Source organism: Klebsiella grimontii (genome assembly GCF_900200035.1).
Lineage (GTDB): Bacteria > Pseudomonadota > Gammaproteobacteria > Enterobacterales > Enterobacteriaceae > Klebsiella > Klebsiella grimontii.
In genome coordinates this window covers 192,379-206,033 of sequence record NZ_FZTC01000019.1, presented here as the reverse complement: position 1 = coordinate 206,033, position 13,655 = coordinate 192,379, and the positions used below count along the sequence as shown (strand labels likewise).

The 13,655-nt window shown below is 57.5% G+C and carries 13 protein-coding genes and 1 pseudogene; 3 read left to right on the top strand and 11 right to left on the bottom strand.

Translation table 11 applies throughout. From position 1 onward, the window contains the following. Positions 1 to 19: 19 nt before the first annotated feature. Positions 20 to 1,624, top strand: coding sequence for a carbohydrate porin (locus KOSB73_RS15755; RefSeq protein ID WP_098140666.1), 1,605 nt, complete (start codon positions 20 to 22; stop codon positions 1,622 to 1,624). A gap of 40 nt (positions 1,625 to 1,664) precedes the next feature. On the opposite strand, the gene KOSB73_RS15750 is transcribed toward KOSB73_RS15755, so the two are convergent. From KOSB73_RS15750 to KOSB73_RS15725, 6 genes are all read right to left on the bottom strand, one after another. After that, complete coding sequence (locus KOSB73_RS15750; protein WP_049103126.1) at positions 1,665 to 2,111, bottom strand: hypothetical protein; 447 nt, start codon at positions 2,109 to 2,111, stop codon at positions 1,665 to 1,667. A 79-nt stretch (positions 2,112 to 2,190) separates the two neighbouring features. Next, the gene (gene nadS / locus KOSB73_RS15745; RefSeq protein WP_004138143.1) at positions 2,191 to 2,487 is read right to left on the bottom strand and encodes a NadS family protein; all 297 of its coding nucleotides are present in this window, start codon (positions 2,485 to 2,487) and stop codon (positions 2,191 to 2,193) included. A 75-nt stretch (positions 2,488 to 2,562) separates the two neighbouring features. Beyond that, positions 2,563 to 2,880 (bottom strand): type II toxin-antitoxin system RelE/ParE family toxin, encoded by a 318-nt coding sequence (locus KOSB73_RS15740; RefSeq protein ID WP_004138145.1) that lies wholly within the window; start codon positions 2,878 to 2,880, stop codon positions 2,563 to 2,565. Between the two features lie 246 nt (positions 2,881 to 3,126). Continuing rightward, positions 3,127 to 3,354 (bottom strand): tautomerase PptA, encoded by a 228-nt coding sequence (pptA, locus tag KOSB73_RS15735; protein WP_004138159.1) that lies wholly within the window; start codon positions 3,352 to 3,354, stop codon positions 3,127 to 3,129. Between the two features lie 68 nt (positions 3,355 to 3,422). Further along, the gene (locus tag KOSB73_RS15730) at positions 3,423 to 4,040 is read right to left on the bottom strand and encodes a glutathione S-transferase family protein (protein ID WP_049086006.1); all 618 of its coding nucleotides are present in this window, start codon (positions 4,038 to 4,040) and stop codon (positions 3,423 to 3,425) included. Between the two features lie 100 nt (positions 4,041 to 4,140). Further along, positions 4,141 to 5,145, bottom strand: coding sequence for a LacI family DNA-binding transcriptional regulator (locus KOSB73_RS15725; protein WP_004138163.1), 1,005 nt, complete (start codon positions 5,143 to 5,145; stop codon positions 4,141 to 4,143). 304 nt (positions 5,146 to 5,449) lie between these two features. On the opposite strand from KOSB73_RS15725, the gene KOSB73_RS15720 reads away from it, so the two are divergent. Then, the gene (locus KOSB73_RS15720) at positions 5,450 to 6,646 is read left to right on the top strand and encodes an L-talarate/galactarate dehydratase (RefSeq protein WP_004138165.1); all 1,197 of its coding nucleotides are present in this window, start codon (positions 5,450 to 5,452) and stop codon (positions 6,644 to 6,646) included. A 232-nt stretch (positions 6,647 to 6,878) separates the two neighbouring features. Further along, on the top strand, positions 6,879 to 8,189 hold the full coding sequence (locus tag KOSB73_RS15715; RefSeq protein ID WP_004138166.1) for an MFS transporter: 1,311 nt from the start codon (positions 6,879 to 6,881) through the stop codon (positions 8,187 to 8,189). 65 nt (positions 8,190 to 8,254) lie between these two features. On the opposite strand, the gene KOSB73_RS15710 is transcribed toward KOSB73_RS15715, so the two are convergent. The 5 genes and pseudogenes from KOSB73_RS15710 to KOSB73_RS31160 form a co-directional block, all read right to left on the bottom strand. Further along, positions 8,255 to 9,148: a transporter substrate-binding domain-containing protein gene (locus KOSB73_RS15710; protein WP_004138167.1), complete on the bottom strand. Its 894-nt coding sequence runs from the start codon at positions 9,146 to 9,148 to the stop codon at positions 8,255 to 8,257. Next, positions 9,145 to 9,924, bottom strand: a complete 780-nt coding sequence (locus KOSB73_RS15705; protein WP_004138168.1) for an amino acid ABC transporter ATP-binding protein — start codon at positions 9,922 to 9,924, stop codon at positions 9,145 to 9,147. The genes KOSB73_RS15710 and KOSB73_RS15705 overlap by 4 nt, the downstream gene beginning before the upstream one ends. Continuing rightward, a complete protein-coding gene (locus KOSB73_RS15700; protein ID WP_049103128.1) occupies positions 9,908 to 10,834 on the bottom strand; it encodes an amino acid ABC transporter permease in 927 nt (308 codons plus the stop codon). The genes KOSB73_RS15705 and KOSB73_RS15700 overlap by 17 nt, the downstream gene beginning before the upstream one ends. 9 nt (positions 10,835 to 10,843) lie before the next feature. Further along, positions 10,844 to 11,353, bottom strand: a complete 510-nt coding sequence (locus KOSB73_RS15695; protein WP_004138170.1) for a GNAT family N-acetyltransferase — start codon at positions 11,351 to 11,353, stop codon at positions 10,844 to 10,846. 11 nt (positions 11,354 to 11,364) lie between these two features. Continuing rightward, positions 11,365 to 13,638: pseudogene (locus KOSB73_RS31160) on the bottom strand (NtaA/DmoA family FMN-dependent monooxygenase). Positions 13,639 to 13,655: the final 17 nt, after the last annotated feature.

The window sequence follows — 13,655 nt, the reverse complement described above, 5'->3', positions numbered from 1 at the left end:
TGAAAAAATAAGGATTAATATGCGTATCTCTTTGATTAGCGCAGCGGTTTGCTGCGCCCTTTTTTCAGCTTACGGCGCGAGTGCGGCCCCGCTCAGCGTTGAACAACGTCTGGCGCAGCTGGAGGCCCGGCTTAACCATGCGGAGCAGGAGGCCGGAGAGGCCAAGCGTCAGGCGCAGCAGGCGGAGCTGCGCACCAGCGCGGCAGAACAGCGCGCGGCGGCGGCGGAAAAACAGGTGCAGACGTTAAGCCAGCGCACCGATGCCACGGAGCAAAAGCAGCAGGCTGCCGACAAACAGCTGGCGAAAACCCGCCTGAGCGATGGCTTTGAATTTAACGCCTACGCCCGCTCCGGAATGCTGGTCAACAGCCACGGCAAAGGCGCGCGCGGCGGTCCGGGGATCTCGCCGGCCAGTTCGCTCAACGGTGACGCCCATGTTGGCCGTCTCGGTAACGAGAAAGATAACTACGTCGAGCTGAGCTTCGGCAAGAAAATAACCTTCAGCGACGGGTCGTGGGCGCACTTTAAAACCATGCTGGCCGACGGCGCGACCAACCCGGATCCGTGGGTGCAGGATAACGATAGCCATCACCTGAACGTGCGCCAGCTGTACGTCGAGATGGGCAATTTCGCCGATTTTTCCGGGCCGTTCAGGAACGCCTCCATCTGGGCGGGCAAGCGTTTCGACCGCGATAACTTCGATATCCATTTTACCGATAGCGATATTATGTTCCTCGGCGGTACCGGCGGCGGGATCAATGACGTCAACTGGAACAGCGCGCTGCGCGGCGACTACTCGGTTTATGCGCGCAGCTTTGGCGATCTGGGTAGCGATAACTATGAAGATAACGATATCCAGAACCTGATGTTCACCGCCAACCACTTCTGGAACAACTGGCAGCTAATGACCACGGCAATGACCGCGCAGGGTAACGATTCGCTAAAGGATAATACGTCGACGACCGGCAGCTACGCCCTGCGCAGCGATAATACGGCGAAGAACGGCTACTATGCGATGCTGGCGTATCACGATAAACAGCGGTTCTACGGCCTGGCGCCAGGCGTATCGGAGAGCGCCCTGCAGTACGGCGGCGGACTGGGCGCCGAGGCGCGGCAGCCCGGCAGCGATGGCGATCTTACTGAAAACGCCAAATCTCTGCGCTTTGCGTCCTACGGTATTTTGCCGCTGGGCAAAAACTGGCAGCTTGCGCCATCGGTTATCGCCCAGCATAGCGAAGATCGCTATCGCGACGGCGACCGCTACGATTGGGCGACCTTCAACCTGCGGGTTTCGCAGGGGATCACCCGCAACTTCGCCCTGCTGTACGAGGCGTCCTGGCAATATATGGACCTCAATCCCCATGGACGAACCTATCGCTACGACAGCGGCGTGCATCAATACCAGGCGGTGAGCGGCGATTTTTACAAGCTGACCTTCGCCCCGACGTTCAAAGTGGGCGATGTATTGGATATTAAAGCGCGACCGGAGATTCGTTTCTTTGTGACCTGGATGAACTGGGATAAAGATCTGGAACGCTACGCAATTAACGATGATTTCGGTAGTAAAGGCTTTACCGCCGGGGGGAACTGGAACTTCGGGGTACAGACGGAGATTTGGTTTTAATAAAGTTGCCCGTCCGGGGAAAACGCCTGGAGGGGTTTATTTAAATACACGCTGTAACTTTATCGCTATGCCAGTTCTGTATGAAGTAAAATAAACTAATAAAATAAAAACCATAACAGGCTAAAAAGATAAAGGTTGTTTTTATAATTCCAACAAGTGACTTTCGTTTTTTCTCAACGATGAGAAGATCGTCAAACCTTTCTTGCTGTTGTTCTGGTGTTAAATTATTAAGTATTTTATTTTTTATATCATCGTGAATCTTTTTAAACGTTCGCTTTTCACCTGGAAAGCTACCGTGTAGAAGAAACAAAAAAATAAAGAAAAGCATAACGAATGCCAATATCCGAATACTGGGCTCAGTTACCCCCCAGCATCCAAGGGTAGCAATAAACAACCAGATACCATGAGTGTTTGCTCGCGCTCTAAACCTATCAATATGAGTGCTGTATTTCTCGATTTCTTTCAAAATAGAATCATTGGCTTCCATACATAATACTCTCCTTTTTAAATGTCCTCGGTTACGAAAGGGTGCAGATCCTGCCATTTTCGTTGCGAAGCGTAACGATTCAAATAACCTTCAACAAATTGATAATCAATGGATTGCCCTGAAGCAATAAAAGCAGCTTTCTGGATGCACCGGTTGGATGACGTCGTTTCGTTTCCCAGCTTTTAACTAGCTCATAGCTAACGCCAACGGCGGCGGCGAAGTCCTGCTGTTTTAAACCTGTGGCTTCGCGTATCGCTTTCACATCAACTTCGCTGAAGGTATGAACGTGGTGCACCTTCGGCGTTTGTTCACCCTTCTCAATCCTGACCATCTCTTCTGCACTAGCCAGCAGATCGGCAAACAATTCGTCTTTCATATACACCTCAGTTGGCTCTCTGGCGCTATCGATGTTTCAATCATTAATAGCTCAGCCTCACTTTATGTTTATTGGCTAGTTTAATAACTCAGCAACCTGCCTTAACATCTTTTTCTGCTCCTGGCTTAATTCATCCTGTTCATTTTTAGGATAGATGAGCGCCAGGTAAATTCTTCCCTTTATCGTTACATTATAGTAAATCACCCGCACGCCGCCGCGCTTGCCCGTTCCGGGACGACTCCAGCGGATTTTACGAAAACCTCCGGTTCCCGAAATGGTGTCACCTGCCTCAGGATCATTGATCAGGATTTCCTGAAAGGCCCGAAATTCATCATCCGGTAACAGCACCTGGCGTCGTTTACTGAAGCCTTGTAGTTCAATAAAAGTAAACATCTCATTCCCTGATGTCCTTACGACTTACCAGACAATATACATGTACTGTGTACAGTAATCAAAGGATTTTATGTACCCGGTACATTGTGACGCGTTGGCCCAGGACAAGACGTATCGCTCATGACCTGGCTTCAGTGCCCACGCTCCCGGGGGCGGCGCAGAGCGCCTTGCCCGGGCTACCGGATCGCAGACCGCAGGGGGCGCGTAGCCCGGACAGATGCGCAGCATCGCCTCCGGGGGCCCGGATTACATGCTGTAACCCGGCTTCTTAATCAACTGCTCCATCTGCGGGGCGATTTCGCTATCCCAGACCTGCTGCCAGTCGCTCGGTTCTACCTGCTGCAGGGCCACGCTCACCGAACTCTCTTTGCTGTTCAGATGGCGAATCAACACCTCGGTAATATCGGCGGCCAGCGCCGTTTTTTGTTCATCATTCAGCTCGCGGGGAAAACATTTAATATCAACGTGCGGCATAGCAGGCTCCTTATTGTCAAGACAATAAAGCTATCATAGCAGGCGACGTTCAGTTCTCATTTTGTGCTTTAAATCAGCTCGTTGCGACGCAGCACGGATTGGAGTTTGGGATGGCGATACACCGCATCCGCCACGGCGACGAATTTTGGCGTATGGGCCGCAAACCACTCCCGGCGCGGGCCCCAGGCGCACATCGCCGCGATATAGCAGTCGAGCAGGGTTATCCCCGCGCCCAGCGCATACGGCGCGGCGGCGAGCTGCTGCTCCAGCCACAAATAGAGCGATTTACGATAGCGGATGCAGCTTTCCCGCAGCTGCTCTGGCGCATCGGCGGCCCAGCGTTCGGGGTAATCCGCAAAGGTAAAGGTGGGATAAACGTTCGCCACCAGCCAGATCAGCAGACGCTGAAAGGCATGCCGCTGCGGCGAGCCCGGCGCCGGGGCCAGATCCGGCCGCCTGTCGAGAATCATCAGGGCGATAGCGGCGGTTTCGGTCATCACGCTGCCGTCTGCAAGCGTCAGGGTCGGCACCTGACACAGCGGGTTTATCTGTTTGAGGCGGTCGCGCTGCGGGCCCGGCTGGTCAAAGCCCTCAACGTTGACAAAATAGTACGGGATATCGGCCAGCGTCAGCATCAGTTCGCTAATTGTCGACCCCCAGCCGGGTACGCCATAGACGGTGATCATGTTCTGCGCCCTCGTGAATTCGCCGCACAGGAGCGCGGCGGCGGCAGGTTTAGCCATGTTGCAGTATAGATTCGATCGCGCGATGCCGCTATAGAACGCCCTACGCCGACTCCCGCGCCACCAGGTGAAAGCCGATATCAATAATCACGTCCCCTTCACCGCCGCCTTCGATGCGGTCGGCGAGCAGCGTGGCCGCCTGCTCGCCGATGGCGTGACGGTCGACGCTGACGGTGGTGATCGCCGGACGGTTGCTGGCGGCGAAGTCCAGATCGCCAAAACCGATCACCGCCAGATCCTGCGGCACGCGCAGACCCCGGCTTTCGGCTTCCATAATCGCCCCCTGGGCAAGGGTATCGGAGCTGCAGACGATAACGTCAAATTCGCCGCCAGCGAGCAGCTCGGCCAGGCCGCGACGCCCCAGCGCCAGTGATGCCGGAAGCGGCACTTCGACCTGCGGCGCATCGTCAATGCCGTTTTTGGCCAGCCGTGCGCAGAGCCCCTGCTTTCGCAACGTCGCGCGCGCGTCGCCGGCCCACAGCAGGCCCGGGCGACGGTAGCCTTTTTCCAGCAGATATTCGCCAATGGTTTCACCGACTTTTTCATGCGAAAAACCGACCAGCATATCCAGCGGCGTCGGGGTGAGATCCCAGATCTCCACCACCGGCGTAGCGGCGTTGAGAATCGTCTTCTTCAACGCCGGGGCGTGCTGAATGCCGGTCAACACGACGCCATCCGGACGCCGGGAGAGTAAGGTTGCGACCAGCTCGGCTTCGGTCTGTCGGCTGTAGCCCGCCACGCACAGCAGCATATGGTAGCCGCGCGCCGCCAGGGTATCGCTCAGCGCCTGGATGGTATCGACAAACATATTGTTGTTAATTTGCGGCACCACCACGGCCACCAGCTTGCTGCGCCTGGAGGCCAGGCCGCCGGCCAGCGCGTTGGGGATGTAGCCCGTCGCCTGCACCGCCTGCATCACTTTCTCGACCGTTTTTGGCCGTACCAGCTGCGGCGTATTCAGCGCCCGACTGACCGTCATCGATGACAACCCGGCGCTGCGGGCAACGTCATCCAGCGTCGGCGCGCGCGTCGGTTTTCTGCTTTTCACGACTAAGCCCCTGTGTTGAGTCGTTTCCTGTGGGCATTATTGATGATGGCCCGCGCAATTGCCAGCGCCCTCCGGGACATCTCTAAGAGAATCAACGACCTGAAAAACAAAATGTTATCGCTATCATTATGCTTTGTGACTTTTCACAAACCTTTTTGGATCGTGACCTGCGCTGCATAATTTCACTCGTTATAACCGCTAATTGTGATCGTTTGTACAAATTAAAATCACTGTCGTAGCGTAAAGACAATTCCAGGATTAAAAATGTTAGCGCAAACATTTTATCACTAAAAAGGAACTGACTATGACCTCGAGTGCTAATTCCGAGTCCGTGACCTACGCCAAAGCTTCCGGCGTCAAAACCGCCGCTGAGACCGGTGACCGTATTGAACACGTCAAACTGTCGCTGGCTTTTCTGCCGCTGGCGACCCCCGTCAGCGATGCAAAAGTTCTGACCGGTCGACAAAAGCCGCTGACCGAAGTGGCGATTATCATCGCCGAAATCCGCTCCCGGGACGGTTTTGAAGGCGTCGGCTTTAGCTATTCCAAGCGCGCGGGCGGCCAGGGCATTTACGCCCACGCCAAAGAGATCGCCGATAATCTGCTCGGCGAAGACCCGAACGATATCGACAAGATCTACACCAAACTGCTGTGGGCCGGGGCTTCCGTAGGCCGCAGCGGTATGGCGGTACAGGCCATCTCCCCTCTCGATATTGCGCTGTGGGATATGAAAGCCAAACGCGCCGGACTCCCGCTGGCGAAGCTACTCGGCTCGCATCGTGATTCCGTCCAGTGCTACAACACCTCCGGCGGCTTCCTGCATACCCCGCTGGATCAGGTATTGAAAAACGTGGCTATCTCCCGCGAAAACGGCATTGGCGGGATTAAGCTGAAAGTCGGTCAGCCGAATACCGCTGAGGATATTCGTCGTCTGACGGCGGTGCGCGAGGTGTTGGGCGATGACTTCCCGTTAATGGTCGACGCCAATCAGCAGTGGGATCGCGAAACCGCTATCCGCATGGGGCGCAAAATGGAGCCGTTCAACCTGATCTGGATTGAAGAACCCCTTGACGCTTACGACGTTGAAGGCCACGCGCAGCTCGCCGCCGCGCTGGATACACCGATTGCCACCGGCGAGATGCTGACCAGCTTCCGCGAACACGAGCAGCTGATCCTCGGCAACGCCAGCGACTTTGTCCAGCCGGACGCCCCGCGCGTCGGCGGGATCTCCCCGTTCCTGAAAATTATGGATCTGGCGGCGAAGCACGGTCGCAAGCTGGCCCCGCACTTTGCGATGGAGGTGCACCTGCATCTCGCCGCCGCCTACCCGCTCGAGCCGTGGCTGGAGCATTTCGAGTGGCTGAACCCGTTGTTTAACGAACAGCTGGAGCTGCGCGACGGGCGGATGTGGGTTTCCGAACGCCACGGTCTGGGCTTCACCCTGAGCGAACAGGCCCGCCGCTGGACCCAGCAAAGCTGCGAGTTTGGTAAACGTCCTTAACAGAATTCCCCGGATGGCGGCGTAAACGCCTTATCCGGGCTACAGGCCCAGTCGCCCGGCCAAGGCGTATTAAGCGCCGCCCCCGGGAGAATACAGCGTTTTCCCGGAGGCGATGCTGCGCATTTGTTCGGGCTACCGGTCCGCAGGCGACTGAAAACCCGTAGCCCTCCCGGGGAAATACCTCTTATTGCCTGTACCCACAATACACAACCCTGCAAAGGAGTTGATTAAAATGCAACAGCAATTAAAACGCAGCAACGTGCGTTACGGTATATTACTGTTTTTATTTCTGGCTACCGTATTTAATTATGCCGACCGGGCAACGCTGTCCGTCGTCGCGCCTATTATGAGCAAAGAGTTAGGTTTTGATCCCGAGGCGATGGGGCTGGCCTTTTCCGTTTTTGGTATCTCCTACGTCATTATGCAAATACCCGGCGGCTGGCTGTTGGATAAATATGGTTCGCGGCTGGTCTACGGCTGCGCGCTAATTGGCTGGTCGATCGTCACCATGTTCCAGGGCACCATCTATATGTTCGCCAGCCCGCTGGTAGCGCTGGTTATTCTGCGCCTGATGATGGGGGCGATTGAAGCCCCAGCCTTCCCCGCCAACAGCCGTCTGAGCGTGCAATGGTTTCCCAATAAAGAGCGCGGATTCGTCACCTCGGTCTATCAGGCCGCGCAGTATATCTCTTTGGGGATTATTACGCCGCTGATGACCATTATTCTGCATAATTTAAGCTGGCACTACGTATTTTATTATATTGGCGCTATCGGCGTGGTGCTGGGGATATTCTGGCTGGTAAAAGTAAGAGATCCCTCTCATCATCCAAAAATTAACCAGCAGGAGCTCGACTATATTCGTGAAGGCGGCGGCGAGCCGGAGTTAGGCACGAAAAAAACGCAGCAGAAATTAACCCTCGCGCAAATCAAAAGCGTCTGCGTCAATCGTATGATGATCGGGGTATATATTGGCCAGTTCTGCGTAACGTCCATTACCTGGTTCTTCCTGACCTGGTTTCCCACCTATCTCTATCAGGCCAAAGGTATGTCGATCCTGAAAGTCGGCTTTGTCGCCAGTATCCCAGCCATTGCCGGATTTATCGGCGGCCTGCTGGGCGGCGTATTCTCGGACTGGCTGTTGAAACGCGGCTACAGCCTGACGACCGCCCGCAAGCTGCCGGTGATCTGCGGCATGCTGCTCTCCTGCGTGATTGTTGTCGCCAACTACACCACCTCGGAAGTGGTGGTGATCGCCGCCATGAGCGTGGCCTTCTTTGCTAAAGGGTTCGGTAACCTCGGCTGGTGCGTGCTGAGCGACACCTCACCGAAGGAGATGCTCGGTATTGCCGGCGGCGTGTTCAACATGTGCGGCAACCTGGCGAGCATCATCACGCCGCTGGTCATCGGCGTGATCATCGCCAACACCCACTCGTTTGATTACGCCATCCTGTACGTCGGCTCCATGGGCGTACTGGGGTTGTTCTCCTATCTGTTTATCGTCGGGCCGCTGGATCGTTTGACGCTGACCCCGCGCGCCGCCTGATTTAACACCCTGGCGAGGATTCGCCCCCGCTGTTTCGCATCACACTCCTGCGAAACAGCGGTTTTTTAGTAGGTTATCCCCGGCGGATTCACCGTCGATTGCGTCACCTCTTCGCCCTGCTCGCCCCAGCGCGCCAGCACCTTCTGGTATTCCCCGCGAGCAATCGCGCCATTTAGCGCCGCTTGCAGCGCCACCACCAGGCCGTTGCCCTTTTTGGTCGTCGTGGCAACGTACGCTTTTTTCGGCCCCAGGCCGACGACTTTGGTTTTGCCGCTGAGCGCCGCTTTATAGGCCGCCACCGACTGCGGCCCAAAGAACACATCCGCGCGCCCGGACTGAATATAGAGATTGCCCGAAGCGTCATCGGTCAGGTAGACCGGCAGCGCCGGTTGACGCCCGGCGGCTTCATTTTCGGCGTTCCAGCCGAGCAAAATCCGCTCCTGATTGGTCCCGGACCCGACGATCACCTTTTTGCCCGCGAGATCCGCCGGTCCGCTGACGCTGGCGATATCGCTGGTCGATTTCACGGAAAAGGCCAGCGAATCGACGCGATAGGTCGCAAAATCAAACTTCTCTTTCCGCTGCTCGGTCACCGCAATATTGACCAGCGCCACGTCGTAGCGACCGGAAGTCATCCCCAGCGGCCAGTCCTCCCAGGCGGTGGGCACCAGCTTCAGCTTTAGCCCGAGGCTGCCGGCCAGCAGCCTGGCGATATCCGGGTCGCTGCCGATACGCGTGCGGTTATCGCTGGCCAACAGCGCCAGCGGCGGCGAGTTGAGCGCCGAAATCGCCACCGTTAAGGTGCCCGGCTCGACGAAGGCGTAATTTGCCGGGATCTTCGCGATCGCCTGCTCATCGCGGGTCACCGGCAGCGGCTGCTCGTTGGCGCGCAGGTCGATAGCCGCCTGCGATGCCGCGGATAAAGATAATAACGTCAGGGCTAAAAGTCCGTTTCTCATGCCGCTAATACCCTCGATAAGAACTGCCGCGTCCGCGGGTGCTGCGGGTGGTTCAGCACGGCGTCGCTGCCGCCCTGCTCGACAATTTTGCCGTCGACCATAAACACCACCCGATCCGCCACCTCTTTCGCAAAGCCGATTTCATGAGTCACCACCACCAGGGTAGTGCCGGAGCGCGCCAGCTTTTTAATCACATCCAGCACTTCCCCCACCAGCTCAGGGTCAAGCGCGGAGGTCGGTTCATCAAACAAAATCACCCGCGGGTTCAGCGCCAGCGCCCGGGCAATGGCGATGCGCTGCTGCTGCCCGCCGGACAGGTGTCGCGACCAGGCATCGGCTTTGTTGCGCAGTCCGACCACGTCCAGCAGGTCATACGCCCGCGCGATAGCCTCTTTGCGGGTCGCCTGTTTGTGGGCGATGGGCGCCTCAATCAGGTTTTCCAGCACCGTCAGATGCGGGAACAGATTGAAGTTCTGAAATACGTAGCCGACGTTGACCCGCTGGCGGAGGATCTCTTTCTCTTTCAGTTCGTACAGCTTGTCGCCTTTGCGGCGATAGCCGATATAGTCGCCATCGATCTGGATAAAGCCTTCATCGACGCGCTCCAGGTGGTTAATCGCCCGCAGCAGCGTCGATTTTCCCGAGCCGGACGGCCCGAGGATCACCGTTACCGTGCCGGGTTCGATTTCCAGCGACACGTCATCCAGCGCTTTATGGCGGCCAAAGTATTTGCTGACGCCGGTAATGGAAATATGACCGTTACGAGAGTTGGACATGGACAGGCTCCTGCGGTTGTGGGCGGCGAACGGGTTCAGCGCGACGGCTGCTGCGGGCGGTATTGACCGCCGAGCGGCGTTCGCTGCGGGCCAGGCCGCGCTCGACCAGATACTGAATCAGCGACAGCACGCTGGTGATCACCAGATACCAGGCGGCGCCGACCATCAGCAGCGGAATGACTTCCTGGGTGCGGTTGTAGATCATCTGGATGGTGTAAAACAGCTCCGGCATCGCCAGCACGTAAACCATCGCCGTCCCCTTGGCGAGGCTGATAATTTCGTTAAAGCCCGCCGGTAAAATGGTGCGCAGCGCCTGCGGCAGGATAATGCGCAGCGTGCGACGGCTGGCCGGAAGCCCCAGCGCCGCCGCCGCTTCATACTGACCGTGATCGACGCCAAGGAAGCCGCCGCGGATAATTTCGGCGGTGTAGGCGCTTTGCACGAGGGTCAGCCCGACAACGGCAGTGGAAAACTGTCCCAGCACGTTGATGGTCTCAAAGCTGGCCCAGCTAATGCCGGTGAACGGGATACCGATCGATAACCTGTCGTAGAGATAAGAGAAGTTGTAGAGAATAATCAGCACCACGATCAGCGGCAGCGAGCGGAACAGCCAGATATAGCCCCAGGCCAGGCTGCTCAGCAGCCATGAGCTGGAGAGGCGGGCCAGCGCCAGCAGGCCGCCGAGAATAACGCTCAGCGCCGTCGCCAGCAGGGTCAGCAGCAGCGTCTGCCCGAGGCCCTCGAGGATCACCGGGTCAAAGAACCAGCGGGCAAAAACGCCCCACTCCCAGCGCGGGTTAAAGGCGACGGATTGAATCACCACCGCCAGCGCCAGCAGCGCCAGCGCCGCGCCTACCGCCCGCAGCGGATAGCGCGCGGGGACAACCTTAATCGTTTCCGGGGTATGCATAGGGGCTCCTTAAGCGCTCTGGCTTAGCGCGCTGACCGCCAGCGCTTTGGTGAAGCGCAGTCGGCCATCAAACGGCGGCAGACTGTACTCTTCCGGATCGCGGCTGAGGTCAAACTGCGCCTCGTAGCCCTGGCTCAGGTAGAGCCGCACCGCTTCCGGCTGCCGAAAACCGGTGGTCAGATAGATATGGCTGTAGCCGGCAAGCAGCGCCCGACGCTCCAGCTCCTGCACCACTTTCGCCGCCAGCCCCTGCTGGCGCAGACGGCGATGGGTCCAGATACGTTTGATTTCCGCCGTATGGGCGTCTTTCGGTTTGTACGCGCCGGTGGCGATAATTTCGCCCTCGCGCTCCAGCACGATAAACAGCCCCTGCGGCGCCAGATACCATTCAGTCAGCTCGATTTCGGCATCGCGGGAAAAGTAGTCGCCGTAGCGCGCGGCGTACTCGCCGAACAGGCCCTCAATAATCGGCTGCAGCTCCGGGGTTTCCGGAGAGACATCGCGGAAAATATCGCTCATCATGCCTCCTGTTAGTCGCCGAGTCCGGCCGGGTTGATTTCCGATTGCGGGATGCTCTCCACGCCTTCGCCCCAGCGGTTCAGCACCTTCGCGTAATCGCCGCTGCGGATAGCGCCGTTCAGCGCCGTCTGTACCGGTTCAACCAGACCGCTGCCTTTTTTCACCGTCACGGCGATATGCGCCGCCTTCGGCCAGCCGCCGTCAACGCTGCCCACCAGCTTGGTTTTGCCGGTCAGCGCCGCTTTCCACGCGCCGATCACGTTGGGGCCGAAGAAGGCGTCGGCGCGCCCGGACTGCAGCGCCAGGGTTTGGGCGGCGTCATCTTTGGTATAAACCGGGGTAAACGGCTTCAGCCCCTTCTTAAGGTTCTCGGCGTTCCACGCCAGCAGGATCGCTTCCTGATTGGTACCGGAGCCGACGATTATCCGCAGCCCGGCGATATCCTCCGCTTTTTCAATTTTGCTCAGCGGGCTGCCGCTCTTGACGTAGAAACCCAGCGAATCTTTGCGGTAGGTGGCGAAGTCAAACTTCTCTTTGCGCTCTTTGGTTACGGTGATATTGCTGACCGCCGCATCATATTTGCCGGAGGCGACGCCGAGCGGCCAGTCTTCCCATGATGTCGGTACCACGTTCAGCTCAAGCCCAAGGCTGTCGGCCACCAGGCGGGCGATATCCACTTCGCTGCCGAGCAGGGTTTTGTTATCGTCAGAAAACACGGTCAGCGGCGGCGAGTTCAGCGCGGCGACCGCGACGGTCAGTTTGCCCGGCACCGCCAGGTGAAGACCTTTGGGCAACTGCGCGATAGCCTGCGGGTTTTTCGCCGTATGAATCGGCGTTTTGTTAGCTTCGAGGCTCACGCCGGTGCCGTTGATCGTGACGTTCTGCGCCCAGGATGAGGCGCTAACGGCCAGCGCAAGCGCCAGGAGTAGCGATTTTTTCTGCGTTTTCTGCATAGCGGGTGTTCTCTATTATTGTTTTTGGAATTGATTAACGGGCTCTGCCAGCCCTAAGCTTTCGCGCAGCGTGGTGCCGGGATATTCCCGGCGGAATAATCCGCGCTGCTGAAGAATGGGTACGACCTGATCCACAAAGCGCGGGAAGGTGTCCGGCGTGCCGCCCTGGATAATAAAACCGTCCGCCGCGCGCTGTTCGAACCACTGCTGTAAACCATCCGCCACCTCTTCGGCGGTGCCAGAGAAACGCGGTCGCGGGCTGGCCGCCTCCAGCGCCACCTGGCGCAGCGTCAGGCCGCGTTCGCGGGCGTTGCGTTTTATCTCGTCGGTGGTGCTGCGAAAGCTGTTCTGCCCGAGGTCGCCGATATCCGGAAACGCCTCGTCCAGCGGATATTGGGCGAAATCGTGATGCTCAAAATAGCGGCCGAGGTAATTCAGCGCGTCGTCAATCGATACCAGCGCGGCGGTGGTCTGGTATTGCTGCTCCACATCGTCGGCGCTATCGCCAACGATGACGCTGACGCCCTGGAATATGTGTAGTTCGCTCTCCCGGCGGCCGTGCGCTTCGAGCTGGCTTTTGACGTCCCGATAAAAGGCCTGCGCCTCCGCCAGCGATTCCTGATGGGTAAAAATAGCGTCGGCGTGGCTGGCGGCTAATTTTTTGCCGTCATCGGATGCGCCCGCCTGAAAGATAATCGGTCGCCCCTGCGGCGTGCGGGCAATATTTAGCGGACCGGCTACTTTAAAGAAATCGCCGTGATGATTAAGCGTGTGCAGCTTATTTTTATCAAAGAACTGGCCGCTCTCTTTATTCCGAATAAACGCATCCTGCTCCCAGGAGTCCCACAGGCCTTTGACAACCCGCAGATATTCATCGGCAATGCGGTAGCGCAGAGCATGATCGGGATGCTGGGCGCGGGAGAAGTTTTTCGCCGAGCCCTCCAGCGGCGAGGTGACCACGTTCCAGCCCGCGCGCCCGCCGCTCAGATGATCGAGGCTGGCGAACTGGCGGGCGGTGGTAAAGGGTTCGCTGTAGGAGGTCGACAGGGTACCAACCAGGCCTAAACGCGTGGTTACCGCCGCCAGGGTGGATAATACCGTCAGCGGTTCAAAACGATTTAAAAAATGCGGGATCGATTTTTCATTAATATATAAGCCGTCGGCGACAAAAATAAAATCGAGCTTGCCCTCTTCCGCTTTTAGCGCCGTCTGCTTAACGAACTCAAAGTTAATACTGGCGTCGGCCAGCGCGGCCGGATGGCGCCATGCCGACATATTTCCCGATGCGCCATGTAATATAGTGCCAATACGCAGCTGCCGTTGTTCAGACATCGTTAATCCTTAGTCTA